The organism is Suttonella sp. R2A3, assembly GCF_021513215.1.
In the GTDB taxonomy this organism is placed as follows: domain Bacteria; phylum Pseudomonadota; class Gammaproteobacteria; order Cardiobacteriales; family Cardiobacteriaceae; genus JAHUUI01.
The window spans coordinates 1353740-1377165 of record NZ_CP090975.1; the positions used below are offsets into that span (position 1 = coordinate 1353740).

A 23426-nucleotide genomic window follows, 5' to 3' on the forward strand; every position below is an offset into this window, starting at 1 on the left:
TTTTTCCATAGTAGCCTCCTAAAAAATAAACAATAGAATGGAAGTTTAGTGTGACTCTGCCATCGACATATATACGACGGTAAGAATCATGAAAATATACGCTTGCAGGGTAACCACAAGAATATGGAAAATTGCCCAAGGACCGCCCGGGATAAATTGAATGTAGAACGGCAGTAGAGCAATCAACACAAACACCAGCTCACCGGCAAACAGGTTGCCGAATAAACGCAGTGCTAATGAAATGATTTTCGCGAAGTCTTCGATAATACGCAGCGCGAAGTTAATTGGGAACAAAATGATTTTCAGCACGAGTGACTGTGCTTCAAACGGATGCGTGCCCATCGATTTAATCAAACCGAAAAACCCATGGTTGGCTTTAAAGGCATAAATGTACATCAAGCTGACTACGGTAATCGATAACGCAAAGGTCGCGTTAACGTCCGTAGAAGGAACGATTTTCAGATAGGGTACGCCAAATTGCCCTGCAATATCAGGAAGTAAGCTCACAGGAATCAAGTCCATAGTGTTCCAGAGCAGCACCCAAAGGAAAATGGTTAGCGCTAATGAACCGATATCGCGGCGCGATTCGCCAAAGAAATCTTTAACCGTATTATCGATAAATTCAAAGGCCATTTCAGCGAGGTTAACGCTCCACGATGGCACACCGGTGTCGGCTTTTTTTGCCATACGCCAGAGAAAGTAACAGAATACAACGCCTAAACCGATGGAAAACAGCAAGGTATCGATGTGTAGCGTCCAAAAGCCTTCACCGATACTGAGATTGGTCATGTGGTGCTGAATAAATTCAGCGCTGGTTTGTTCGCCGCCTGTTGCCGCCATGTTGTCCCTCTAGTTGTGCTTGCCTGGCATGATCAGCCAGAAATACGCCATCTGAACCATAAAAAAACCAATGATTAACCCTAGCGGGGCGAATGCTGTTTGTTGCATCAACACAATCCCCAATGTGGCAATCACCAGCCATTTCGCTAATTCATAAACTACCATTGCGCTAAAAAATGTTTTCGCACTCACCACTTCCGGCATGCGGCGAAAAATCATCATTGCAACAAGTGTGGCGCTGATTCCGAGCAATCCACCTGCGGCAATACCTGCAAGCAAATGGAATTGCGCTATCAACGCAGCTACTAACAGGGTGAGCAGCCAAATCCACGCTTGCACGCGCAATAATCGCTTTAAATGCTGTTGCATGACAGCAAATCTGGCCTGCGATTATATGAGTTTGTCATAAGGGGGTCAACGAAAAAGTCGCTCATACCTCTTTAAAACCCCATTTATTGAGCAACTGATCGAGTTCATCAAGGTCGCGGTATTTTAAAACGACCTTTCCGTTGCCTTTCTTTTTATGGTTAATCGACACATTGGTTTGTAGAAAATCACTCAAACGCGTTTGCAAATCTTCGATGTTGGTATCTGAAGTGGGTTTTTCAGCTGGGACTTCTGGTTGCAACAGGGTGCGCACCCTGGCCTCGGTTTGGCGAACGGTCAAGTGCTTTTGTTTGATTTCGCCAAGCAACGCCTGCTGCTGTTTATCGCCGAGTGGCAGCATCGCACGCGCATGCCCCATCTCAATCTCACCATCAGTCAGCGCTTGTTTGGCTACCTCGCCAAGCTCGAGTAAGCGAAGGGTGTTAGAAATTGATGAGCGTGAGCGCCCGACTAATTGCGCGACACGGTCATGGGTTAAGCTGAAATCTTCCACCAGACGCTGTAAGCCTTGCGCGACTTCCATCGCGTTTAAGTCATTGCGCTGTAAGTTTTCGATCAAAGCAACCGCGAGCGCTTCTTTGTCGGAATAGTTTTTAATCACGCACGGCATATTGGTCAGCCCCGCCTGTTGTCCTGCGCGGAAACGTCGTTCCCCAGCGATAATTTCGTAGCGATCGCTACCAATCGGGCGCACGACCAGGGGTTGTAAAATGCCATGTTCGGCAATCGAGTGCGCTAATTCGCTCAAAGCTTCATCATCAAAGCGTTTGCGGGGTTGATATTTGCCCGGCTCAATGCGACCGACCTCAATGTGTTTTAAGACTTCGTATTCTGGTTGATCGAGCACTGATTGCCCTAAATCCCCAATGAGTGCGTCTAGGCTTTTACCGAGTCCACGTTTGTTTTGCCCGCTCACATTGCTCTCCTTTTATCCAATTCGTTTGATCAGTTCAGCCGCTGCTTTACGGTATTCTTTGGCGCCTTTGGCGTGGCGATCGTAAATCGTGACCGGTAAGCCGTAGCTAGGTGCCTCTGCCAAGCGGATGTTGCGTGAAATAACCGTGTTAAACATGGTGTCTTTTAAATGTTTGAATAAGCTTTTTGACACTTGGCGGGTGAGTTTCGAGCGCGAATCATACATCGTGCGGATAAATCCGGCGATTTTTAGCTCCGGGTTGACGCTTTGGCGAATTTGCCCGATGGTTTCGAGTAGGCTGCTCACCCCTTCAAGCGCAAAATACTCACACTGAATCGGCACCAATACATAATCTGCTGAGACCAACGCGTTCACAGTCAATAAATTCAGTGTGGGTGGACAATCGATTAACACATAATCAAAGCGGTCAATCCAGCCACTGGTATAAGTTTCGAGCATCTTATGTCGCTGCGGATGATCGTCGATGGCGCGCTCAAAAGCACCTAGCTCGTCATTAGCCGGCAGTAGCCACAAGTTGGCTTGCTCACAATGAATGCATACATCTTCAGCGGCTTGTTCGCCGAGCATCACATCCATGATCTGATGGGTTAGCTCGCGTTTGCTGGTGCCGCAGGCGACTGTTGCGTTGCCTTGAGGGTCAAGGTCGATCAACAGGACTTCATGGCCACGTTCAGCTAAAGCGGCTGCCATAGTAACGGCAGTCGTAGTCTTACCAACCCCACCTTTTTGATTGGTTACCGCAATAATTTTAGTCATCACGTACCACCTTGAGCAGGCGTCGTGTGGCATCAAGTAACGGCACATCAATCTCCTGTGCGTCGGTTAAACGAAATCCTGGCTGGGTTAGCGACTCTTGTTCACGACCTTTCATAATCATCCATTGTGTGTGGGCATTCCCTAAATGTTCGCTTAAACGCAGTAAATCATCGGCAGAGCTCATCGCACGGCTGATAATTACATCGACCGCGTCATCGCTTTGCCAGTGTTCAATGCGCTGTGCCACGGTATGCAGGTTGGGCAAATTGAGCTGCGTGGCACAATGACGCATAAAAGCAATCTTCTTTTTTATTTGCCTCGACCGCATACACTTGGGTCTCTGTGCGCATAATCGCGATAACCATTGCTGGCAGGCCTGCGCCACTGCCAACATCAACCACCGTGCGTGCGTCATTTGCCAGCTCAGGCAAGACAGCCAAGCAATCGAGTAGATGAACAATGACTTGTTCGCGTGGCTCGCGTATCGCGGTCAGATTATGCACCCGATTCCATTGGTTAAGCAACGCTAAATAACGCTCTAGCTGTGCGCGCTGTGTGGGATTGATGCACAACGGTAGCGCAGCAATCCCTTCATCCAAAGCGCGTTGTGCGTCAGCAGGCAGCGGCATTAGCTGGCTAAAGCGCTAAAGTAGGCTAACAACAGGCCGACAGGACGCCCTGTGGACCCTTTCGCTTTACCTTTACGCCAGGCAACACCGGCGATATCGAGATGCGCCCAAGGGTATTTTTCCGCAAAAGCGCCTAAGAATGCACCAGCGGTGAGTGTGCCCGCCTCACGGCCACCAATATTTTGTAAATCGGCGAATGGACTTTCAAGTTGTGCTTTGTATTCTGCATCTAACGGTAGGCGCCATACGGGGTCTTCTGCTTGCTCACCAGCGTCAAATAGTGCCGATTGCAGCGCATCATCGTTGCCCATCAGTCCGGCACGATGCGAGCCAAGCGCGATCACACAGGCGCCAGTCAAGGTTGCCATATCAATGACTGCCTGTGGCTCGTAGCGTTCGGCATAGGTTAGCGCATCACAAAGAATCAAACGGCCTTCCGCGTCGGTATTAAGTACTTCGATCGTTTTGCCCGACATGCTGGTTAAGATGTCGCCAGGGCGAGTCGCGCCACCATCAGGCATATTTTCAACCGTCGGAATCAGGGCAACGACATGCAGCGGTAATGCGCGTTCACACAGCGCTTTCATCGTGCCGAAAACCGCGGCAGCACCACCCATGTCGTATTTCATCTCATCCATCGCCGCACCGGGTTTCAGTGAAATCCCGCCGCTATCGAAGGTGACGCCTTTACCAACCAGCACAATCGGCTTTTTATTCACCGCTTTTTTCGGCTTATGCTCGATGATGATAAAGCGTGGATCTTCTTTACTGCCTTGGGCAACGCCAAGTAGTGCGCCCATCTTGAGTTCTTTGATTGCTTTTTTCTTCAGTACCTCGACTTTTAACGCGCTGTACTGTTCGGCGAGTTTTTCTGCTTGGTGGCCAAGGTATTTCGGCGTGCATACATTGGGTGGCAAATTGCCTAAATCACGCGTTAAAGCGCTGCCTTTAGCCCAAGCGTCAATATGCGCTAAAGTCTCTTCAAAGGCTTTGACTTGTTTGCGTTCGGTGGTAAACGTCCAATGTCGCACAGCTTGTTTTTTCGCTTTTTTGTTTTTTTGCGTCTTATAAGCATCAAAACGATAGTTGGCGTTGGCTATGGCGCGCGTCACGCGAGCTAAGCCTTGAAGTTCGTCAGCGCACGCTTCTTGTAAGGTCATAACCACACTATGCCAGTGGGTTTTGCTGAGTTTGCTAAACACAGCATTCGCTGCTTTTTCTAGGGATTGGCGAGAATCTTCAGCGCACACCACCAGCACACGCGAAGTAGCGATACCGCTCACATCAACAAAGACCATTGTCTCACCAGCACTTTCCGGGAGGTTGCTTTGTTCGTGTTGCTGGCTGAAATAGCCATTGCTGGCTTCATCAAGCGCGGTGAGTGAACGGCAAAATTGGCCGGCTTCATTAAGCGCAACCACTACCACATCTGCCTCAATATTTGCTGCTGAGGCAGAACGTACGTCATACTTCATCATCATTCTCCAGAAAATACAGAATAACCCAAGCAGGGCAACAAAGCGTTAGGATATCATGCCTATGGTGAACATTCCTTGCTTTAGGTGTAAATCCATAAACGGTTTCCGATATAATGCCTGTTTTTTCATCATAATCGTCTGTTAACGACCCAATCAAACGCCATCCAATGCCTATACTGCATCGCTACATCGCCCGTGAGACCTTGCGTATTTTTCTCGCCACCAGTCTTATCTTGTTGGCGATTATTGTCAGTTTTCGCTTATCGAGCCTGTTAAGCAGCGCTGCTGCTGGTGATCTTTCTTTGGCAGCGGTGTGGCAGGTCATCGTGTTAATGAGTATCCGTTTTTTGCTCACCTTGATGCCAGTGGCGCTGATTATCGCGATCACCCTAACCCTAGGGCGACTTTATAATGAACAAGAGCTTTATGCAGCATTTGCCTGCGGCATGAGTCGTGCGCATATTCGTCGCGCGCTGCTGTGGATTGTATTGCCGCTGGCCTTGTTGATGACGCTGGGTAATGTGTATTTATTGCCCTATGTGTCGGCAAAACAAGACAGCGTTAATGATCAAGCCCAGCAAGAAGCGGCGATGCTGTTGTTTCAGCCTAATGAATTTCGGCGCCTGGCTGATGGCAGTGTCGTATATGCAGAGTTAGCGCGTGGTGATCAACTTGGCGGCTTTTTTGTCTATCGACAAACCCAGGGCGAACCCAGTGCGATTGTGGCGCCAGAAGGTAAGTTAAGCGCTAAAGACGGCGTACGGCACCTGCATTTATATGATGGCTTTCGTACAACCTGGGATAGCGCACTAAATCCTGAAGAAAGCAATTTTACGACCTTTAGCGAAGCCACTTTACGTTTACCAGAGCAAACAGCTGCCGCCAGCCATCGCCTGCGCAATGTGCCCACGCATGCCTTGGATGACAGCCCGGCGCACATTGCTGAGCTGCAAAATCGTCTGAACCCGACGTTTGCTTTGCTTATTTTTGTTTTGCTGATGCCGCTGCTCACCCAAACCGCACCGCGTAGCGGTCGCTACCAACGCCTGATCCCCATTTTTGTGCTGTTTGCGCTCTATCTTAATGTGCAGGAATTTATCAGCAAAGCGGTGGAAAAAGGTGCGATCAGTCCGTGGCCTGGTAGTTTGTGGCTGCATATCGCCCTTGTCGGGTTGCTCGTTTTCGTGTGGCTAGTCTATGCAAGGAGGCGTGCATGAATCGTTTTGACCGTTATGTATTGCGCACTTTGCTTGGTGCGACAGCGATTGCCTTAATTTTCTTACTCGGCATCGATATCCTTATTCAGAGCGCTGATGACGTCGATAATATCGGCAAAGGGCAATACAGTGTAGGGACGATGTTGCTGGTTCAGCTCTATAACCTGCCGCAACGCATTGTCTTGTTTGCGCCAGCCGCAGTGCTGATTGGCGGCATTATGGGCTTGGGACAGCTCGGCAGCCAGAATGAGCTGACCGTCGTGCAGGCCTGTGGTGTTTCGCGACTGCGCTTGGCACGTAGTGGGTTGCTGCTGGCTGCTTTGCTTGGTATGGCGTTGTTGGTGGTTGGGGAAACCCTATCGCCACAGGCGAGCGCGAAAGGTGATTTGTTGCGCGCTCAGGCGCTTGGGCGAAGCGCTGCTTTGAGTAGTGATGAAGGGCTGTGGCTAAACAGCAGTGGTGTCATCACGCGCATTGGTAAACTCAACGAAGACGGCAGTTTGGGTCGTCTGACCTTTTTCCAGCGTGAAGAAGGCAATAGCATTCAGATTGCTTTAGCCTCGCGCGCAACCTATCAAGACGGGGGTTGGCAGCTTAACGACTATCGTGGCAGTCGCCTTGATCCGCAAGCGATGGATGCTTTACCTGCACAAAGCACGTGGCAGACCAACCTGCAGCCGAAAGATTTAAGTTTGCTCGCCGAACAAAACCAATTTCCCAGCTTGAGTGAGCGTTACCGACAAACGCAATTCTTGCGCGCTAATGGGCTAAATTATCGCGCTGAAAGCTTGGCGTTATGGCAGAAACTGCTGCTGCCTTTATCTACTTGTACGATGCTCCTGCTCGCTTTACCGTTTGCGTTTAACCATGGACGCAGCGCCAATCAAGGTTCGCGATTGGTCGTGGGGATTTTGATCGGGGTGAGCTATTACGTTGTTGAAGGGATTGCCGGTAATTTAAGTTTGTTATTGGGCGCACCACCGCTACTTGGCGCACTGTTGCCGATCACACTTTTTGCCTTATTACCGATTTATTTATTACATCGATAATGTCTGAGGTTAGATTTTTATAAATTAATCTTAATGATAACATTATAAATTACTTAACAAATTTTTATTTCTCTATTATATCGAACTGACCGAGTCCATTATAAACCGTTGTGCTAATTAAAAATATTTAGGTTAGTAACAAACTATACCTATTGCTAATTCCTTGCGAAAATATTAAGGTATATCCGCTGGGGATGAGCCCTGCGCACATCGTCTATTAATTTTTAGAGGCAATAATATGACAGCGGATACCACATATAACTACCGTGTCGTCAAACAGTTTACTTGGGCGGCGATTGTTTTTGGTGTCATCGGGATGTTGGTTGGCGTGTTTATCGCTGCTCAACAATACTGGCCTGATATGACCGAAGGCATTTCATTTTTAGCATACGGACGACTGCGTCCATTGCACACCAACGCAGTAATTTTCGCGTTTGGTGGTAATGCCCTGTTTGCGACATCTTATTACGCCGTACAACGCACTTGTGGCGTACGGTTGATTTCAGACAAGCTTGCAGCGTTTACGTTTTATGGCTTTAACCTCGTGATTCTTGGCGCGGTATTAACCTATCCATTCGGTTTTACCCAAGGTAAAGAATATGCTGAGTTAATCTGGCCATTAGATATCTTGCTCACGGTCGTTTGGGTGGCTTATGCCATCGTGTTCTTCTTTACCATTGGTAAGCGTAAAGAAAAGCATATCTATGTCGGTTTGTGGTTCTTCGGCGGTTATATTATTGCGGTTGCATTACTGCATATCTTCAATAACCTTGAAATTCCAGTAGCTAACTATCAGGCAGGCAGCTTTATGGGTGTGCTCGCTTCTGTTGATTGGCTGCACTCTTATCCATTGCTCTCAGGCGCTACTGGCGCGATGACTCAGTGGTGGTACGGACACAACGCCGTAGGGTTTTTCTTGACTGCAGCGTTCTTGGGGATGATGTATTACTTCGTGCCTAAGCAAGCAGAACGTCCGATTTATTCATACCGCCTGTCAATCATGCACTTCTGGGCATTGATTTCGATTTATATGTGGGCGGGCCCGCACCACCTGCATTACACAGCGTTACCAGACTGGACACAAACTTTAGGTATGGTGTTCTCAGTGGTTCTGTGGATCCCATCATGGGGTGGCATGGTTAACGGTATGATGACGCTTTCAGGCGCATGGAACAAACTGATTACTGACCCGATTATTCGCTTCATGTTCGTGGCGTTATCGTTCTACGGTATGTCGACCTTCGAAGGTCCGATGATGGCGATCAAAGAAGTCAACGCACTCTCGCACTACACCGAATGGACCGTTGGTCACGTACACTCTGGTGCATTGGGCTGGGTAGCGATGATCACCATGGGTTCGATTTATCACATGTTGCCGCGTCTGTACGGTAAAACCGAAATGTACAGCCGTAACTTGATCTTCGTTCACTTCTGGCTCGCAACCATCGGTATCATTCTCTACGTAACCTCTATGTGGGTAGCCGGCATCATGGAAGGCTTGATGTGGCGTGAAACTTATGCTGATGGCACATTGGTTTACACCTTCGCGCAAATCCTTGAGAAGAAATACATCTTCGTCTTGGTACGTTTCTTAGGTGGTGTTGCATTCCTCAGCGGCATGGTGTTGATGTTCTATAACTGCTTGATGACACTCAAAAACAAGCCAGCTAAAGAAGCATCTGTTAGTCAACCGCAAACTGCATAACATAAGGGAGAGGAATCATGAAAACCATAGGTCATGCATTTGTAGAAAAAAGCATTGTTACAATGGGATTGTTGATCTTGTTGGCGGTAATTTGGGGTGGGATTGTACAAATTCTTCCCCTGCCATTTGACAAGACGTTGACAACTTCAGAATACGTTAAACCATATGATCCATTGCGTTTAGCAGGCTTTAACACCTATATCGAAGAAGGGTGTTATGGCTGTCATTCACAGATGATTCGTCCGTTCCGTTGGGAAACTGAGCGTTATGGACACTATTCAGTGGCTGAAGAATCCATCTATGATCGCCCATTCCAGTGGGGATCGAAGCGTACTGGCCCTGATTTAGCACGTATCGGCGGCAAATATGCTAATGATTGGCATGTTCTGCACTTGCTCAACCCACGTAATGTGGTACCGCAATCTAATATGCCGGCTTATCCATGGTTAGCTGAAACACCGGTTGATGTTGAGCGTACTGTGAAAAGTATGCGTACCAAGATGGCACTTGGCGAACCCTACACCGAAGAAGACATTGCAGCAGCAGCTGCCGCATTGGAAGGAAAAACCAAAATGGACGCTGTGGTCGCGTACCTGCAAGGTTTAGGTGTGGCGTTCCAGGAGAACCGGTAAGCCATGGCTTTTTGGCAAAGTCTTATAACGGTAGTACTGTTTGTGGCGTTCATTCTAATGGGCATCATCCTGTACTACCCAAGACGCAATCAGCCTTATAAAGATGCTGGGAAATTGGCGCTTAAAGAAGATGACGACGCGCTAATTAACCCACGGCATAATACAGAACATCATGAGAGGTAAATCATGTCTACCATTGCATTATTAGTTGCAATCATCTCGATTGGACACCTTGTGGCTTACGTTGTCTTCGTCATGTGGACAAGCCGCATACAACCGAGCGATAACGCACCAGAAGGTGAGATTATCGATCATTCTTGGGATGGTATCCAAGAATATAACAACCCGTCACCACGTTGGATCCTTGTTCTTTTCTATTTAGGGATTGTTTTTGCGGGTGTTTATTTGGTGTTATATCCAGGCGTATGGAAAGGCGTTTTGGGTTGGACACAGATTGGGCAGTTTGAAGAAGCGAGCGCTAAAGCCGATGCCAAAGCGCAAGAGTATTTTTCATTCTACGACACCAAAACCGTTGAAGAACTCGCGCAAAATGAGCAGGCGTTGGCCTCTGGGCACCGCATCTTCTTACAAAACTGTGCGGTTTGTCATGGTTCTGATGCAGCCGGTACCCCTGGAAGCTATCCGAACTTAACTGACAATGATTGGTTGTGGGGTGGCAGTAGCGATAAAATCGTACAGACCATCACCAACGGTCGTAAGGGTAACATGCCTCAATATGGTGCGCTTGCTGAACCAAGCCAGGAAGAGATGGTGGCTGTTGCTAATTATATTCATGAGCTCGGTGGACGTGATGCTGATGCTACTGCAGCAGCGCAAGGTAAAGATCTTTATAACAAGAGCTGTATTGCCTGTCACGGTGCGGATGGTACCGGTAACGAAATGCTAGGTGCACCAGATCTCACCGATGATATCTGGCTCTATAGTCAAAATGGGACAATTGATGATATTGTCAGTCAGATGGTTAGTCCGAAAAATCACGAGATGCCGGCATGGAAAGAAGGCTTAGGCGAGCAAAAAATCAAGGTTGTTGCCGCTTATGTCTACTCACTAAGCGACCATTCATCACAATAATCGTTGCTAACTTAAAGCCCGCCGTAGAGGCGGGCTTTATTGCTTTTTATTCCAATAAAAGCTAATATAAAATTTATTCTATAATAAAAAAATCATTGCTTCATGAGGTATTGCTATGGCGCGTCCACAAGCACCAGCTTACGATAAGCACGTTAAAATTCGCCCACGACCGGTTAAAGGTCGTTTTCAGACTTTGCGCAAAACAGCAGTGGTGGTTTTGCTGTTGATTTTTCATGCCCTACCGTTTTTCCAATGGAATGGTAGACAGGCGATCTGGTTTGATTTAGCGAACCGTCGTTTTTATATTTTTGATCTCAATATCTGGCCACAAGATTTTATCTTGCTGACCTTTATTTTGCTCGGCTTAGCTCTGGTGCTGTTTTTTGTCACCGCTTTACTTGGGCGGGTTTGGTGTGGCTATGCGTGCCCACAAACCGTTTATACCGAAGTGTTTTTGTGGATTGAAGAAGCGGTAGAAGGTAACCGTTCTGAGCAACTTAAACTGGTTCGTGCGCCTTGGAGTTTTAACAAAATTGTTAAGCGCGTAGCCAAATATGGGGCATGGATCCTGGTGGGCTTAATTACCGGGATTGGTTTTGTGGCCTATTTCTATCCTATTCGCCAATTGATTCCTGACTTTTTTACGGGTTCGTTGCCTTTGATGGGCTATTTTTGGATTTTATTTTATGGTGGCTTTTGTTATATGCAAGCCGGCATTATGCGTGAAAAGTTCTGTAAATTCATGTGCCCATACGCGCGCTTTCAAGGTGCGATGTTTGATCGTGATACCCTCATTATTGCCTATGATGAAGAGCGTGGTGAACCGCGTCGTCGTCTGAAGCGTAAAGACCGTGAAAACCCTGAAGATCTGGGCTTTTGTGTCGATTGTACAATGTGTGTACAAGTCTGCCCTACTGGGATAGATATTCGTGATGGCTTGCAATTAGAGTGTATTGCCTGCGCGCTGTGTATTGATGCCTGTGATGGGATGATGGATCAGATTGGCGCGCCACGTGGCCTGATTCGTTATACGTCAACTAAGTCACTTGAAGGTGGTACAACACGATTCCTGCGACCCAAAACCTTTGGTTATGGTTTGGTGTTATCTGTCGCGTTCACCCTGTTTATTTTCGCGATTGTGACCAAGAGTAATGTTGATCTCAGTATTGTGCGTGATCGTAATGTGTTATCGCGAGAAATTGCTGGCGATCAGATACAAAACATTTACAATGTTAATATTATGAACAAAACCGAGCGCGCACGCAGCTATGTGCTTAGCGTCAGTGGGATTGAAGGGGCTGTCATTGACGGCAAAACTGAATATGATGTGGGTGCGGCGCAAGTCGAAGATCAAACCATTCGCGTGAATATCCCAAAAGCCTCATTGAGTATGCCAAGTCAAGAAATTCTCTTTACGGTGACGCCTGATGATGATGCGGATGATGCGGTCAGTATTGAATCTAAATTCTTGAAATTGTAAATAAATGAGCAGAGAACAAACCCAGATACCGTGGTATAAAAACTACATTCTCATCCTCGCGATCAGCATTCCCCTACTGACTGTAGCGGGGAGCATGTTTACGATTTATCTCGCGATAAGTAGTAAAGATTCAGCGGTGATTGAAACCTATCAAAAACAAGGTCTCACGCCCGGTAAGCGTAGTGTTTATCCGAATGAGATTGCGATTACTGGCGATATCAGTAATGGGGCATTAACCTTGACCACGGATCCTGCGATTGAAGAACCGCTCACCTTGATTCTGGAGCACGCGACACGTGCTAATCTAGATCAAGAGTTAACGTTAAACGCTTTTTCGCCGAACGTGTATCCGATTAGCGATCGTACAGTTGAGGATATCAAAGGTAACAAATGGTACGTCAAAGTACATCCAAGCAACGATCCACAATGGGAAATGGTGGGGCAAAGCGACAACCGTCATTCAGATGCCGAGCCTAGTATCAGCTTAACTTTGCCATGAGCCAACATTGTTATCACTGCCATTTGGAGATTCCCCAAGGCATTGATATCCACGCCACCCTTGACGGACAAGAGCAGCAGTTTTGCTGTTATGCCTGTCTTGGCGTGGCAGAGATGATTGCCTCGCATGACTTGAGCGCCTATTATCAGGTTCGCGACAATATCGCCCCTCGCCCTGATCAACATTACAACGCCGAGCATTGGCAGGCCTACGATATTCCGGAAATCGCTGCGCAGTATGTTTTTTCGCAAGACAGCGACCAGGAAATTCATTTGTATATTGAAGGCATTCACTGTGCCGCTTGTAGCTGGTTGATTCGTGGCGCGCTCAATAAAGAAGCGTTGGTTGAAGATGTACAAGTCAATACCACCACTGGTCGTGCGCAAATTCGCTGGCGAGACAGTAAACTGAGCGACATTCTCGCCACCATCGCCAAACTTGGCTACACGCCAAACCTGTTTACCCCACAAGCAGACGAACAGCAGCAACATCAAGCACGCAATCAAAGTTTGTTGCGTTTAATCGTTGCTGGGCTGGGCATGATGCAGGTAATGATGTTCGCCACAGGCCTTTATACCGGGGCTTTTTTTGGCATCGACCGCGAATATTCTGAGCTGCTGCGCTGGATTAGCCTGTTGGTGACCACGCCGGTGATGTTTTATAGCGGTTGGCCGTTTCTCACTAGCGCGTGGCAGGGCTTGCGTATTAAGAAAGCCAATATGGATTTGCCGATTGCGGTCGCCACGCTGGGTGCGTATACCGCGAGTGTCTATCACACGGTGATCGGTAAAGGCGAGATCTATTTTGATTCGGTGACGATGTTTATTTTCTTTATATCGATCAGCCGATTTTTGGAATTTATGGCACGCCGCCGCGCGCGGCTTAACGACATCCGCTACGCTAAATTATTGCCGGACGCGGTGGAGAAATGTATCGATGGTGAGGTGCAGCTGGTACCGCTGACTACCGTACAACCTAACGATGAAATCATCGTTCGCGCCACGCACACTATTCCCGTGGATGGTGAGGTTATCGCCGGTAGCAGCCGTGTTGATGAAGCGATGCTCAGTGGCGAAAGTACGCCGCTCAGTAAAGGGATTGGGGACCGCGTGTTGGCAGGCAGCAATAATCTTGCAAGCCCGATCACCCTGCGCGTGGTCGAAACCGGACAACGCACTACACTTGCTGGGATTCGCCGTTTGGTCGCACGCGCCGAGCAGCACCGCTCACCACTGATTGATCGAAACGAGCAGATCGCCCAACATACGATTATTGCGGTGATCGTTCTTGCGTTAGCCGGTTATATCGCCTGGCAATTTATTGATGCCGGACGCGCGTTTGAAGTGGCATTGGCGGTATTGGTGGCGACTTGCCCTTGTGCCTTATCACTCGCGACGCCGACAGCATTGACCAGTGCAATGAACCACGCAAACGCGCATGGCATCCTGATCAAAGACAGTAATACACTACACAAACTCCGGTGTATTAAACATATTATTTTCGATAAAACCGGTACGCTGACCGACGGTCATTTGAGCCTGATTGATAGTCAGATTACGCACAGCGATCCTGCGTTGGTTTGGCAAATCGCTAAAGCACTCGAAGCGAATAGTAATCACCCGATTGCGTGGTTTTTCGCCCGACAAGACGTGAGCGAAGCCTCATTACAAAGCGTGGAATACTTAAGTGGCCAAGGCGTGTGGGGTAAGGTAGACGGCAAAGATTGGTATATCGGTAGCGCGGCATTAATGAACACGCATGGCTGGTCAGTCTCACCACCGAATGACCACGCCAATCATGTGTATCTTGCTAATACGAGTGGCATACAAGCCGAATTTAGCTTCGCTGATCCGCTGCGCCCGCAATTAGCACGCACCTTGAGCCAGCTTAACGGTTATCAACTGCATATCGCTAGTGGTGATCGCGAGGAAAATGTTGCCACGATTGCAGGTAAGCTGGGTATCGATGACTATCATGGTGGCCTGAGCCCTGAAGCGAAACTTGCCTATTTAGAATCGATCGATGCACCGAGTTTGATGATTGGCGATGGGATCAATGATGCGCCTGTACTCGCCGCAGCCGATGTGTCTGTGGCAGTTGGTAAGGCCAGCCCGCTATCACAAACCCATGCCGATATTGTTTTGCTCGGCCACGGACCGCAGGCGCTGCCCTTTTTATTTGATCTGGCACAACGCTGTGAACGGATTATTCGCCAAAACCTTTGGTGGGCAGCAGCGTATAATCTCACGATATTGCCATTAGCCATTTTTGGTTTTTTAACCCCTTGGATTGCTGCGATTGGCATGTCCGCCAGCTCATTATTGGTGGTACTCAACGCTTTGCGGGTTAATAGAACCCCGCCACCGGAGACACTTGAATGAATATACTGTTTTTACTGATTCCGCTGTCGCTAGTCTTGGTGATTTTTGCCGTATTCGCCTTTCGTTGGGCGTTAAAAAACGATCAATTTGACGATCTTGATTCGCCGTCGATGATTCCACTTTTGGATGATACAGAAGAAGAACGCGCACAGAAAAAAGCACAAATACAGGATGAATAACGCGGGTGTTTAGTGAATTAAGCCTCGCCACCTTACTTTTGAGTGCGCTCGCTACAGGACTTGCTGGCAGTGCACATTGCCTAGGGATGTGTGGCGGTATTGGCGCGAGTTTGGGGCTTAATGCCACACGCAAACGCTATCTGATCAGCTATCATGGCGGACGCCTCTTATCTTACACCTTGCTTGGCTTAATTCTCGGCAGTGTGTTGCCTTTATTGGGCATCAACGCAGCATTGCCCGAGTGGGGGATGATTGTGCGACGTTTGACCGCGGCGCTCATTATCCTGATCGGCCTGCAAATGCTCCTGCCGCGTAACCCGCTCCGCAGCTTAGAGCAATATGGTTTTGCTCTGTGGCGACCGATTAGTCGTCTCACGCGCGCGTTTATCCCGACACGTAGCCATAGCGATGCCTTTATTCTTGGCCTGTGTTGGGGGCTTCTACCCTGTGGGTTAATCTACTCAGCGCTTGGCTTAGCAATTGGCAGTGCGAACCCGATCAGCGCGGCGCTGGTGATGTTTGCCTTCGGCGTGGGAACGCTGCCCTCAATGCTTAGCGTAACGGTCTTCTCTGGCACGATTATTAAAGCGCTGACTCATGAGACGAGTAAACGCGCGCTGGGTGTGCTGGTTATTCTGCTTGGCTTGTGGTCGTTGTGGCAAACGTTCTAGCTTGAGCTAGCCTGATCCCGGTTGATCCAGCGCGATAACAGAGCGATTACGACAAAGGCAAATAGCAGGCGTCCATAAACGACCGCGCTTAAATCAGCGCCCATCAATAAAATTAATAACGTATCTTCGATTAAGCTGTGCAGCAGACCAATCAAGCACATGCTGGTGAAGATATCGCGCTTCGGAATGCGCCCAGAATCGGCATCACGAATCAATAATCCACCGCCATAAGACAAACCCAGGGTGATGCCAATCAGGGTAATGTCGGTGGCTTTTTTACCAATCCCGAGCAGGCGCAGTAAAGGCCCAAGCAGCCAGGCAATCAATCGCTCTATGCCAAGAAAGCGTAATAGGCGCAAAGCAACCACTAACGCGCTGATGACACAGAATATCCACCATAGCGATTGCAATTGCGTAATCAGCCATTCGCGCCAATTCAGCTCGGCCGCTATTTTGGGCACCACCGGCGTATTAGGCCCGTCAAGCCAGCCGCTGAGCTGATACATAAAGTGCAGTAATGCGGCATAACACAGCCCACCAATTACCCGCAGCGATAAGGTCACCGACCAGCGCACGCCAACGCGGCGTGCAATCGCGCCTTCAACTGGTAGTGAATGGCTGATTAACATCAGAGCGCCTAATACACTGACTTGCGCCACGCTTAATTGATACGGCAGTTCCGAGCTGAAAAATACCGCCATACCGGGGTAAATCCCGGCCGCCATAGTGACCATCCAAGTAAGCGATGCCTCACCGGGCAGGCCTATCCATTGCATTACTGGTACGCTGATTTCCGCTAAAATATCGATCACGCCCCATTGCGTGAGTAGGCGCACCAAGATCAACACCGGGATAAGAATCTTAAATAACGCCCAGCTAATCAGCACAATCTCTTGGCCTAATCGCCAGATGTATTCTCGCCACGCGGCAGGTAACCGAAACATTTTTACGCCCGATGATAAGGGTGGTTATGGTTGATCGACCACGCACGATACAGCGCTTCAGCGACGATAATACGCACCAATGGATGGGGTAAGGTGAGTTTACCTAGCGACCAGGATTCATCCGCGCGCTTTTTAACCTCATCGCTCAGTCCTTCCGGCCCACCAATCACCAGCGCCAATTCACGAACGTTCTCTTGCCAGAACGCTAAACGCGACGCTAACGATTCACTGGAATGCACTTTTCCGGGAATATCGAGGCTTACCACATAATCAGCGCTGGCAAGCGCACTCATCACCTGATCGCTTTCTTTTGCGCGCGCACTGGCGAGCTGGCTGGCTTTGCTGCGTTTTTGTAAAGGGATTTCGCTTAACGAGAGGGTGAGATCGCCTTTTAGGCGATTTTGATACTCATTAAACCCTGTGCTGACCCATGCCGGCATTTTGTGCCCCACAGCGATTAAATGGATGTGCATAGCGATCACCGATGTTTAAAAATCATTTAATTGTCGCATAAAACCCTTCACCAATCAGCGAGGGTTATAAAACACGTGTTTTAATCAGAGCATCTTGTATCTGTGCTAACATATTGTGCGTTGTTTTAGCTTGGAAGATTGAGCATGTCAAATTGGGTATTGGTCGTTAATTGTGGGTCATCGAGTGTTAAATTCGCACTGGTCGATCCTGAGAGCGGCAATGAATCGTTTCATGGGATTGCCGAACGCTTAGGCCAAGGCAGTCAAGCTGGCGAAATCACCTACCAATACGGAGATGAAAAAGAGCGCCACAGCTTGCCCGATGGCAAGCACGAACAGGCGTTGGCTGATATCGTTGAAAAACTGCACAGTCTCGGCTGGCTGGAGCAAGTGGTTGCTGTGGGGCATCGTGTGGTTCATGGTGGCGAGTATTTCTCCGATTCAGTACGCATCGATGAGAATGTGCGCGATAAGATCGCTGACTGTATTCGTTTGGCACCACTACATAATCCGGCGCATGTGATCGGTATTGATGCAGCGAAAGCGGCTTTTCCCGACCTGCCGCAGGTGGCCGTTTTTGACACCGCATTTCACCAATACATGCCAGAGCATGCTTATTTATACGCCCTGCCTTATGAGATGTATCGCGAGCATGGGATTCGCCGCTATGGTTTTCATGGCACATCCTTCCGCTACGTGGCGGTACGCACGCAAACCTTACTGGATAACGCAAACGCTAAATTGGTGATCGCGCATTTAGGTAATGGTGGTTCTGTGGCTGCGGTTGATGGGGAGCATTCTTTGGATACCACGATGGGGCTTACCCCTTTAGAAGGCTTGGTTCATGGCACACGCAGTGGCGATATCGACCCAGCGATCCCCTATCTCCTCACAGAGCAGTTTGCGATGGACGCAAAAGCCGTTAATGATATGTTGTGGAAGGAATCGGGATTGTTAGGACTTTCAGAGCTTTCCAATGATTGTCGGACGCTAGAACAAGCGATGGATGAAGGTAATGAAGCAGCAAAACGTGCGCTCGATGTTTATATCTATCGCCTGGCGAAACACATTGCCGGACAAATGGTCGCGCTTGGTGGCACTGATGCATTGGTGTTCACCGGTGGCATTGGTGAGAATTCATCGTATGTGCGCGCAGAAGTGGTTAAGTTGCTCGCCTTTATGGGTTTTGCGCTAGATAGCGCAAAAAATGAAGCTACCAACCGTGGGGCAGAAGCAAATATCGCCAGCGCACAGAGTAGGCCGGTTTGGGTGGTTCCAACGAATGAGGAACTAATGATTGCCCGCGATACCGTCCGTTTGATGGAACAAGGATAAAACATGACGAAATCGATTTTAGTCGTCTCAACACATAAAGGCTCGGGGTTGACCTCGGCCGTTCTCGGTTTGTACCACGCTTTGGAACGCCAAGGCATGAAAGTCGGCTTTCATAAGCCAGTGCTGCAATACAGTAATGACTCAGGAAATGTGGATTTTAGCAGCCGCATGATGGCGCAGTATTGCCGTGGACGACAAGATGAAACATTATCGATTCGCCCTGAAAAAGTGCAAAAAGCGCTCGATACGAAAAATGTCGATGAATTGATGGAGTTTGTCATTCAGCAATTCGACGCGGCCAAGGGTGATGCTGATATTGTGGTGATGGAAGGGTTGCTGGAAACACCGAATGTGCCTTATGCCAACGGGATTAATCAGAAAATTGCTCGTGCGCTCAGTGCCGATGTGGTGTTTGTGACCAGCGCTCAAGTGCCCACCTTGTCACGCCTGGAACATCGCTTGGATTTCTCAGTCAGCGGTTTTGGCGGTTATGAGCGCGATAATTTACTCGGTGCGATTGTCAACCATGTGGGTGGCGATGAAGCGTTAGACGGCGATACCGTGTTCAGTTCACAGCGCTTTGGACAACGCTTTAAGCTGCTCGGTATGGTGCCAGCACGAAGCGATATTGCCTCACCGCGTGTGCTCGACCTGCAGCGCCATTTTGATGCTGAAGTGTTGATTCCTGGTGAGATGGAGACGCGCCGGGTGCGTGATTATGTGATGTTCGCGCGCACAGTACCTAACGCCATCGAATTTCTCAAACCGAATTACTGCATTTTTTCACCCGGTGATCGCGATGACACTTTGATGGCGGTGACCATTTCTGCGACCGCCGGCAATCATTTGGCATGTTTGATTTTAACCGGGACCACCAGTCCGTCAGAAAAAGTGATGAAATTATGCCGGCCATTGTTAAAAGCTTCCGGCCTGCCTGTGTTGCAGATTTCGACCAATAGCTGGAAAACCGCACGGGCAATGGATGATTTTAATCACCATATTCCCAATGATGATGTGCACCGTATTCAGCACACCAAAGAATTTTTTGCCGAACATATTAAAAGCGATTGGGTTGATGCGTATTTAACCGAAGTACGCGCTTCTAGTATTTCACCAGCCGCATTTCGCTATAACATCGTTCAGCAGGCGGTTGCCGCTGATAAAACGATTGTCTTACCTGAAGGCGATGAACCGCGCACCGTTGTTGCTGCGAGTCAGTGTGCAGAGCGTGGTATGGCGCGCTGTGTATTGCTTGCTAACCCAGATAGTGTGCGTAAAGTAGCAAAACAACAGGGCGTGAGTTTGGGGGATAATATCTCAATCATCGATCCTGAAGCGGTGCGCGATAAATACCTTGATCGCTTGGTTGAGTTACGCGGGCATAAAGGGATGAACGAAACCTTGGCCCGTTCACAGCTGGAAGATAATGTGGTGCTCGGCACGATGATGCTTGAAGCCGGTGAAGTGGACGGATTGGTTTCCGGTGCGGTTCATACCACGGCGAACACCATCCGCCCGCCGCTGCAAATTATCAAAACAGCGCCTGGTGCATCAGTGGTCTCATCGGTATTTTTCATGTGTTTACCCGATCAAGTGCTGGTCTACGGTGATTGTGCGATTATCCCCAACCCAGATGTTGATGAGTTGGCGCAAATCGCCATTCAATCACACGATACAGCTAAAGCCTTTGGCGTTGATCCCAAGGTGGCGATGATAAGCTATTCCACTGGGACCTCTGGCGCTGGTGAAGACGTGCAAAAGGTGAAAGCGGCGACCGATAAAGTGCGTGAATTGCGTCCGGATATCCTCGTTGATGGTCCTTTGCAATACGACGCAGCAGCAATTGCTTCTGTTGGTGAGAAAAAAGCGCCAAACAGTCCGGTGGCTGGTCGTGCAACGGTGTTTATTTTCCCGGATCTCAATACCGGTAATACGACCTATAAAGCGGTACAGCGTTCGGCGAATGCGATTTCGATGGGGCCGGTGCTGCAAGGGATGCGCAAGCCGGTGAACGATCTCTCAAGAGGTGCGTTAATCGACGATATTCTCTACACCATTGCAATCACTGCAGTACAAGCACAGCAGGCGCAGGATAGAAGCAATGGCTGATTGGCTTGATGCGGTCACGTTCAACGACCAAGGGTTGGTGTGTGTGACTGCGATTGATGCTCACGATAATAGCGTGCTGATGCAGGCGTGGATGAATAGAGAAGCATTAGAAGAGACGGTTAAACACGGCGAGATGGTTTATTATAGTCGCTCACGTCAGCGACTCTGGCAAAAAGGCGAATCCTCAGGCCATACGCAACGCGTACTTGGTTTGTGGCTTGATTGTGATGGTGATGCTATTATCGCTAAAGTGGACCAACGTGGTGGAATCGCTTGCCATACCGGGCATAAGAGCTGTTTTTATCGCCGTCTAGAGGATGGGGAATGGTTAGAAGAGTCGCCGGTGCTCAAAGCCAGTGAGGATATTTATGGACAATAAAGCCGCAATACTTGATGTGCTAGAAGCAGTGGTCGCTGAGCGCGCGCAAGCAAGCGCTGATGAAAGCTATGTCGCAAAATTATTGCAGGGACATGAAGATAAATTATTAAAAAAGATCGGCGAAGAGGCGACCGAGGTGGTGCTCGCGGCTAAAGGCGGTACGCACGATGAAATCGTCTATGAAAGCGCGGATTTGCTGTTTCATCTCTTGGTTGTGCTGGCGCGTCATGGTATCGCAGTCGAGGAAATTTTTGTAGAATTAGGACGTCGCTTCGGATTATCCGGACTGACGGAAAAAGCACAACGTAGCGAGTGAGGAATATATGGGGATTAGTCCAATTCAATTGTTGATCGTGTTGGTGATTGTCGTGTTGATTTTTGGCGGCAAGCGCTTACGTAGTCTGGGCTCGGATCTAGGGCACGCGATTAAAGGGTTCAAAGAAGTCAACAAAGAAGACAAAGAAGCAAAAACGAAAGCGCAGGAGCGCGTCCGTCATGATCAAACCGACGACGATGTGATCGAAGGTGAGGTCAAAAAAGAAGACCATACCCACTAAACTTCGCCCATCATGTTTGATATTGGGTTTTGGGAGCTAGCGACGATCGCGATCATTGGTATTGTGGTGGTTGGACCGGACCGCCTGCCAGAGGTGGTGCGCACGATCGCCATTTATCTGCGCAAATTGCGCCGTACGTTTCATAATGTAAAAAGCGATATCGAGCACGAACTCGATCTGGATAACCTGCGCTCGCAAATCCACGACCTTGATGTCGAAGACCATATTAAAAAGCTTAATCAATCGGTGATGGATATGGATCGCGAGGTACGCGATGAGTTCGACGCACTCGATGCCGAACTGCGCGACACACAAAGCCCGTCGCATAATGCCGATGAATTCGCTGATACTGGGGTGGAAGAGCTACCCGAGCGGATGCGAGCCAAACCCGCTACAGCTGAAGAAGACAGCAAAGATTCACCTGAATGAACGCCGAAGATAAAGACAGCGAACAAGACGATCGTGAAATGAGCTTGGTCGAGCATTTGGTCGAGTTACGCAGTCGCGTGATTCGTCTGCTGCTGGCCGTTGCTGTGATATTTGTGGCGCTATTGCCGTTTTATGACCAGGTATATACGCTTTTTGCCCGCCCGGTATTGAGCAATTTATTGCCTGGACAATCGATGCTCGCCAAAGATGCGATTGATGTGTTTTTAACCCCGGTGAAGGTGTGTTTGTTTCTCGCTGTGCTGGTCACCATGCCGTGGACGCTCTATCAAATCTGGTCGTTTGTTGCTCCCGGGATGTATCGTCATGAAAAACGCCTGATGCTGCCGATTTTAGCCTCAAGCACGATACTGTTTTATCTTGGGGTGTTATTCGCCTACTTTGTCATTCTACCGCTGTTGTTTTTATTCTTAGGCGGTGTGCAGCTCGAAGGCGTGGCGTTTATGCCCGATATCACCAACTATATGTCGATCAGTCTGCGCCTGTTTATCGCTTTTGGTGTGGTGTTCGAAGTACCGATCGCCACAGTCATTCTTGTGCAAATGGGTGTGGTGAGCATTGAATCGCTAAAAGCAAAACGCCCTTATATTATCCTTGCAGCGTTTGTGATTGGTATGGTGCTTACCCCACCGGATATTATCTCGCAGACCTTGCTCGCGCTGCCGTTGCTGATTTTGTTTGAAATTGGTTTGTTTGTTGCTAAACGCGTGCAAGCAAAAACTGAGCACGAAGATCCTGACGTTTAAAGCGGCAGAGGCACCACTTCTTTGTTTAAACCGTCTCTACCTTCGTAAGTCACGATTAGTGTATTGTCTTGGCGCTTTGCGCTAAACGAATAGCCTAGATCGCCGTAAAGTATTTTATTGCTGTGTAGCGACAAAACATCGCCACCAAAACCGCCACTACCTTCCATTTCTTTGATCCCTTCGGAAGTCAATAAAGCAACGTCTTCATCTTGATAAGCGATTCTTGGCTTAATATAGGCCATATTAAGCTCCCCATAACAATATGCCATGGGGTCTTTGTATTGAAGCGAATCACAAAATTCTTTTTCGAAATCTTGTATTTCTTTGAAATAATTCACTATAAAAGGATGAATATCGCTTATAGCGGCTGCGGTTTTTTCAGTGGCACTGCTGCCATTTTGTGCAGCAAGCACTTCTGGTTGCTGTGGCAACGGCACTTGAGCACAGCCAGACAGTAATCCAATCGCACACAGAGCAGAGATAAGCGTCTGTATGGTCATATTT

General features: G+C 48.6%; 27 protein-coding genes. 17 read left to right on the top strand and 10 right to left on the bottom strand.

The window, feature by feature from the left end:
• Positions 1-45: 45 nt before the first annotated feature.
• The 7 genes from atpB to L0B52_RS06450 form a co-directional block, all read right to left on the bottom strand.
• Complete coding sequence (gene atpB / locus L0B52_RS06420) at positions 46-840, bottom strand: F0F1 ATP synthase subunit A (RefSeq protein WP_235063906.1); 795 nt, start codon at positions 838-840, stop codon at positions 46-48.
• A gap of 9 nt (positions 841-849) precedes the next feature.
• On the bottom strand, positions 850-1209 hold the full coding sequence (locus tag L0B52_RS06425) for a hypothetical protein (RefSeq protein ID WP_235063907.1): 360 nt from the start codon (positions 1207-1209) through the stop codon (positions 850-852).
• Positions 1210-1270: 61 nt separating this feature from the next.
• Complete coding sequence (locus tag L0B52_RS06430) at positions 1271-2143, bottom strand: ParB/RepB/Spo0J family partition protein (RefSeq protein ID WP_235063908.1); 873 nt, start codon at positions 2141-2143, stop codon at positions 1271-1273.
• 12 nt (positions 2144-2155) lie between these two features.
• Positions 2156-2920 carry a ParA family protein gene (locus L0B52_RS06435; protein WP_235063909.1) on the bottom strand — a complete coding sequence of 255 codons (765 nt, stop codon included), beginning with the start codon at positions 2918-2920 and terminating at the stop codon, positions 2156-2158.
• Positions 2913-3167, bottom strand: a complete 255-nt coding sequence (locus L0B52_RS06440) for an RsmG family class I SAM-dependent methyltransferase (RefSeq protein ID WP_409202290.1) — start codon at positions 3165-3167, stop codon at positions 2913-2915. Before L0B52_RS06440 ends, L0B52_RS06435 begins: the two co-directional genes overlap by 8 nt.
• A complete protein-coding gene (locus tag L0B52_RS06445) occupies positions 3151-3549 on the bottom strand; it encodes a 16S rRNA (guanine(527)-N(7))-methyltransferase RsmG (protein ID WP_235063911.1) in 399 nt (132 codons plus the stop codon). Before L0B52_RS06445 ends, L0B52_RS06440 begins: the two co-directional genes overlap by 17 nt.
• Positions 3549-5024: a leucyl aminopeptidase gene (locus tag L0B52_RS06450; protein ID WP_409202329.1), complete on the bottom strand. Its 1476-nt coding sequence runs from the start codon at positions 5022-5024 to the stop codon at positions 3549-3551. Before L0B52_RS06450 ends, L0B52_RS06445 begins: the two co-directional genes overlap by 1 nt.
• 170 nt (positions 5025-5194) lie before the next feature.
• Here L0B52_RS06450 and lptF point away from each other — a divergent pair, with 170 nt between their 5' ends.
• The 10 genes from lptF (at position 5195) to L0B52_RS06500 (ending at position 15932) form a co-directional block, all read left to right on the top strand.
• Positions 5195-6244, top strand: a complete 1050-nt coding sequence (gene lptF, locus L0B52_RS06455; RefSeq protein ID WP_235063913.1) for an LPS export ABC transporter permease LptF — start codon at positions 5195-5197, stop codon at positions 6242-6244.
• Positions 6241-7293 carry an LPS export ABC transporter permease LptG gene (gene lptG, locus L0B52_RS06460; RefSeq protein WP_235063914.1) on the top strand — a complete coding sequence of 351 codons (1053 nt, stop codon included), beginning with the start codon at positions 6241-6243 and terminating at the stop codon, positions 7291-7293. Before lptF ends, lptG begins: the two co-directional genes overlap by 4 nt.
• 238 nt (positions 7294-7531) lie before the next feature.
• Entirely contained in the window at positions 7532-8998 is a 1467-nt protein-coding gene (gene ccoN / locus L0B52_RS06465) for a cytochrome-c oxidase, cbb3-type subunit I (protein ID WP_235063915.1), read from the top strand.
• A 26-nt stretch (positions 8999-9024) separates the two neighbouring features.
• Positions 9025-9630 carry a cytochrome-c oxidase, cbb3-type subunit II gene (ccoO, locus tag L0B52_RS06470; RefSeq protein WP_235065469.1) on the top strand — a complete coding sequence of 202 codons (606 nt, stop codon included), beginning with the start codon at positions 9025-9027 and terminating at the stop codon, positions 9628-9630.
• A 186-nt stretch (positions 9631-9816) separates the two neighbouring features.
• Positions 9817-10722, top strand: a complete 906-nt coding sequence (gene ccoP / locus L0B52_RS06475; protein ID WP_235063916.1) for a cytochrome-c oxidase, cbb3-type subunit III — start codon at positions 9817-9819, stop codon at positions 10720-10722.
• A gap of 115 nt (positions 10723-10837) precedes the next feature.
• Positions 10838-12202, top strand: coding sequence for a cytochrome c oxidase accessory protein CcoG (gene ccoG / locus L0B52_RS06480; protein WP_235063917.1), 1365 nt, complete (start codon positions 10838-10840; stop codon positions 12200-12202).
• Between the two features lie 4 nt (positions 12203-12206).
• The gene (locus L0B52_RS06485; protein ID WP_235063918.1) at positions 12207-12701 is read left to right on the top strand and encodes a FixH family protein; all 495 of its coding nucleotides are present in this window, start codon (positions 12207-12209) and stop codon (positions 12699-12701) included.
• Positions 12698-15082, top strand: a complete 2385-nt coding sequence (locus L0B52_RS06490; protein WP_235063919.1) for a heavy metal translocating P-type ATPase — start codon at positions 12698-12700, stop codon at positions 15080-15082. Before L0B52_RS06485 ends, L0B52_RS06490 begins: the two co-directional genes overlap by 4 nt.
• A complete protein-coding gene (ccoS, locus tag L0B52_RS06495) occupies positions 15079-15261 on the top strand; it encodes a cbb3-type cytochrome oxidase assembly protein CcoS (RefSeq protein WP_235063920.1) in 183 nt (60 codons plus the stop codon). The genes L0B52_RS06490 and ccoS overlap by 4 nt, the downstream gene beginning before the upstream one ends.
• A gap of 5 nt (positions 15262-15266) precedes the next feature.
• A complete protein-coding gene (locus L0B52_RS06500) occupies positions 15267-15932 on the top strand; it encodes a sulfite exporter TauE/SafE family protein (protein WP_235063921.1) in 666 nt (221 codons plus the stop codon).
• Here the strand turns inward: L0B52_RS06500 and L0B52_RS06505 are convergent.
• Both L0B52_RS06505 and rlmH read right to left on the bottom strand, forming a co-directional pair.
• Positions 15929-16876 carry a nucleoside recognition domain-containing protein gene (locus tag L0B52_RS06505; RefSeq protein WP_235063922.1) on the bottom strand — a complete coding sequence of 316 codons (948 nt, stop codon included), beginning with the start codon at positions 16874-16876 and terminating at the stop codon, positions 15929-15931. The two genes, L0B52_RS06500 and L0B52_RS06505, sit on opposite strands and share 4 nt — an antisense overlap.
• Positions 16877-16878: 2 nt before the next feature.
• Positions 16879-17349, bottom strand: coding sequence for a 23S rRNA (pseudouridine(1915)-N(3))-methyltransferase RlmH (rlmH, locus tag L0B52_RS06510; protein ID WP_235063923.1), 471 nt, complete (start codon positions 17347-17349; stop codon positions 16879-16881).
• Positions 17350-17493: 144 nt separating this feature from the next.
• On the opposite strand from rlmH, the gene L0B52_RS06515 reads away from it, so the two are divergent.
• Genes L0B52_RS06515 through tatC form a run of 7 tightly spaced genes read left to right on the top strand, consistent with a single transcriptional unit; the run spans position 17494 to position 22922 of the window.
• Positions 17494-18684, top strand: coding sequence for an acetate/propionate family kinase (locus L0B52_RS06515; RefSeq protein WP_235063924.1), 1191 nt, complete (start codon positions 17494-17496; stop codon positions 18682-18684).
• Positions 18685-18687: 3 nt separating this feature from the next.
• Positions 18688-20793, top strand: a complete 2106-nt coding sequence (gene pta / locus L0B52_RS06520) for a phosphate acetyltransferase (RefSeq protein WP_235063925.1) — start codon at positions 18688-18690, stop codon at positions 20791-20793.
• Complete coding sequence (hisI, locus tag L0B52_RS06525) at positions 20786-21172, top strand: phosphoribosyl-AMP cyclohydrolase (protein WP_235063926.1); 387 nt, start codon at positions 20786-20788, stop codon at positions 21170-21172. Before pta ends, hisI begins: the two co-directional genes overlap by 8 nt.
• Positions 21162-21488: a phosphoribosyl-ATP diphosphatase gene (locus L0B52_RS06530; RefSeq protein WP_235063927.1), complete on the top strand. Its 327-nt coding sequence runs from the start codon at positions 21162-21164 to the stop codon at positions 21486-21488. The genes hisI and L0B52_RS06530 overlap by 11 nt, the downstream gene beginning before the upstream one ends.
• Before the next feature lie 7 nt (positions 21489-21495).
• On the top strand, positions 21496-21729 hold the full coding sequence (gene tatA / locus L0B52_RS09625; RefSeq protein WP_260088284.1) for a twin-arginine translocase TatA/TatE family subunit: 234 nt from the start codon (positions 21496-21498) through the stop codon (positions 21727-21729).
• A gap of 12 nt (positions 21730-21741) precedes the next feature.
• The gene (gene tatB, locus L0B52_RS06540) at positions 21742-22158 is read left to right on the top strand and encodes a Sec-independent protein translocase protein TatB (protein ID WP_235063928.1); all 417 of its coding nucleotides are present in this window, start codon (positions 21742-21744) and stop codon (positions 22156-22158) included.
• Positions 22155-22922 carry a twin-arginine translocase subunit TatC gene (gene tatC / locus L0B52_RS06545; protein ID WP_235063929.1) on the top strand — a complete coding sequence of 256 codons (768 nt, stop codon included), beginning with the start codon at positions 22155-22157 and terminating at the stop codon, positions 22920-22922. The genes tatB and tatC overlap by 4 nt, the downstream gene beginning before the upstream one ends.
• Here the strand turns inward: tatC and L0B52_RS06550 are convergent.
• Positions 22919-23422 carry a hypothetical protein gene (locus L0B52_RS06550; RefSeq protein ID WP_235063930.1) on the bottom strand — a complete coding sequence of 168 codons (504 nt, stop codon included), beginning with the start codon at positions 23420-23422 and terminating at the stop codon, positions 22919-22921. The genes tatC and L0B52_RS06550 overlap by 4 nt on opposite strands.
• Positions 23423-23426 lie beyond the last annotated feature (4 nt).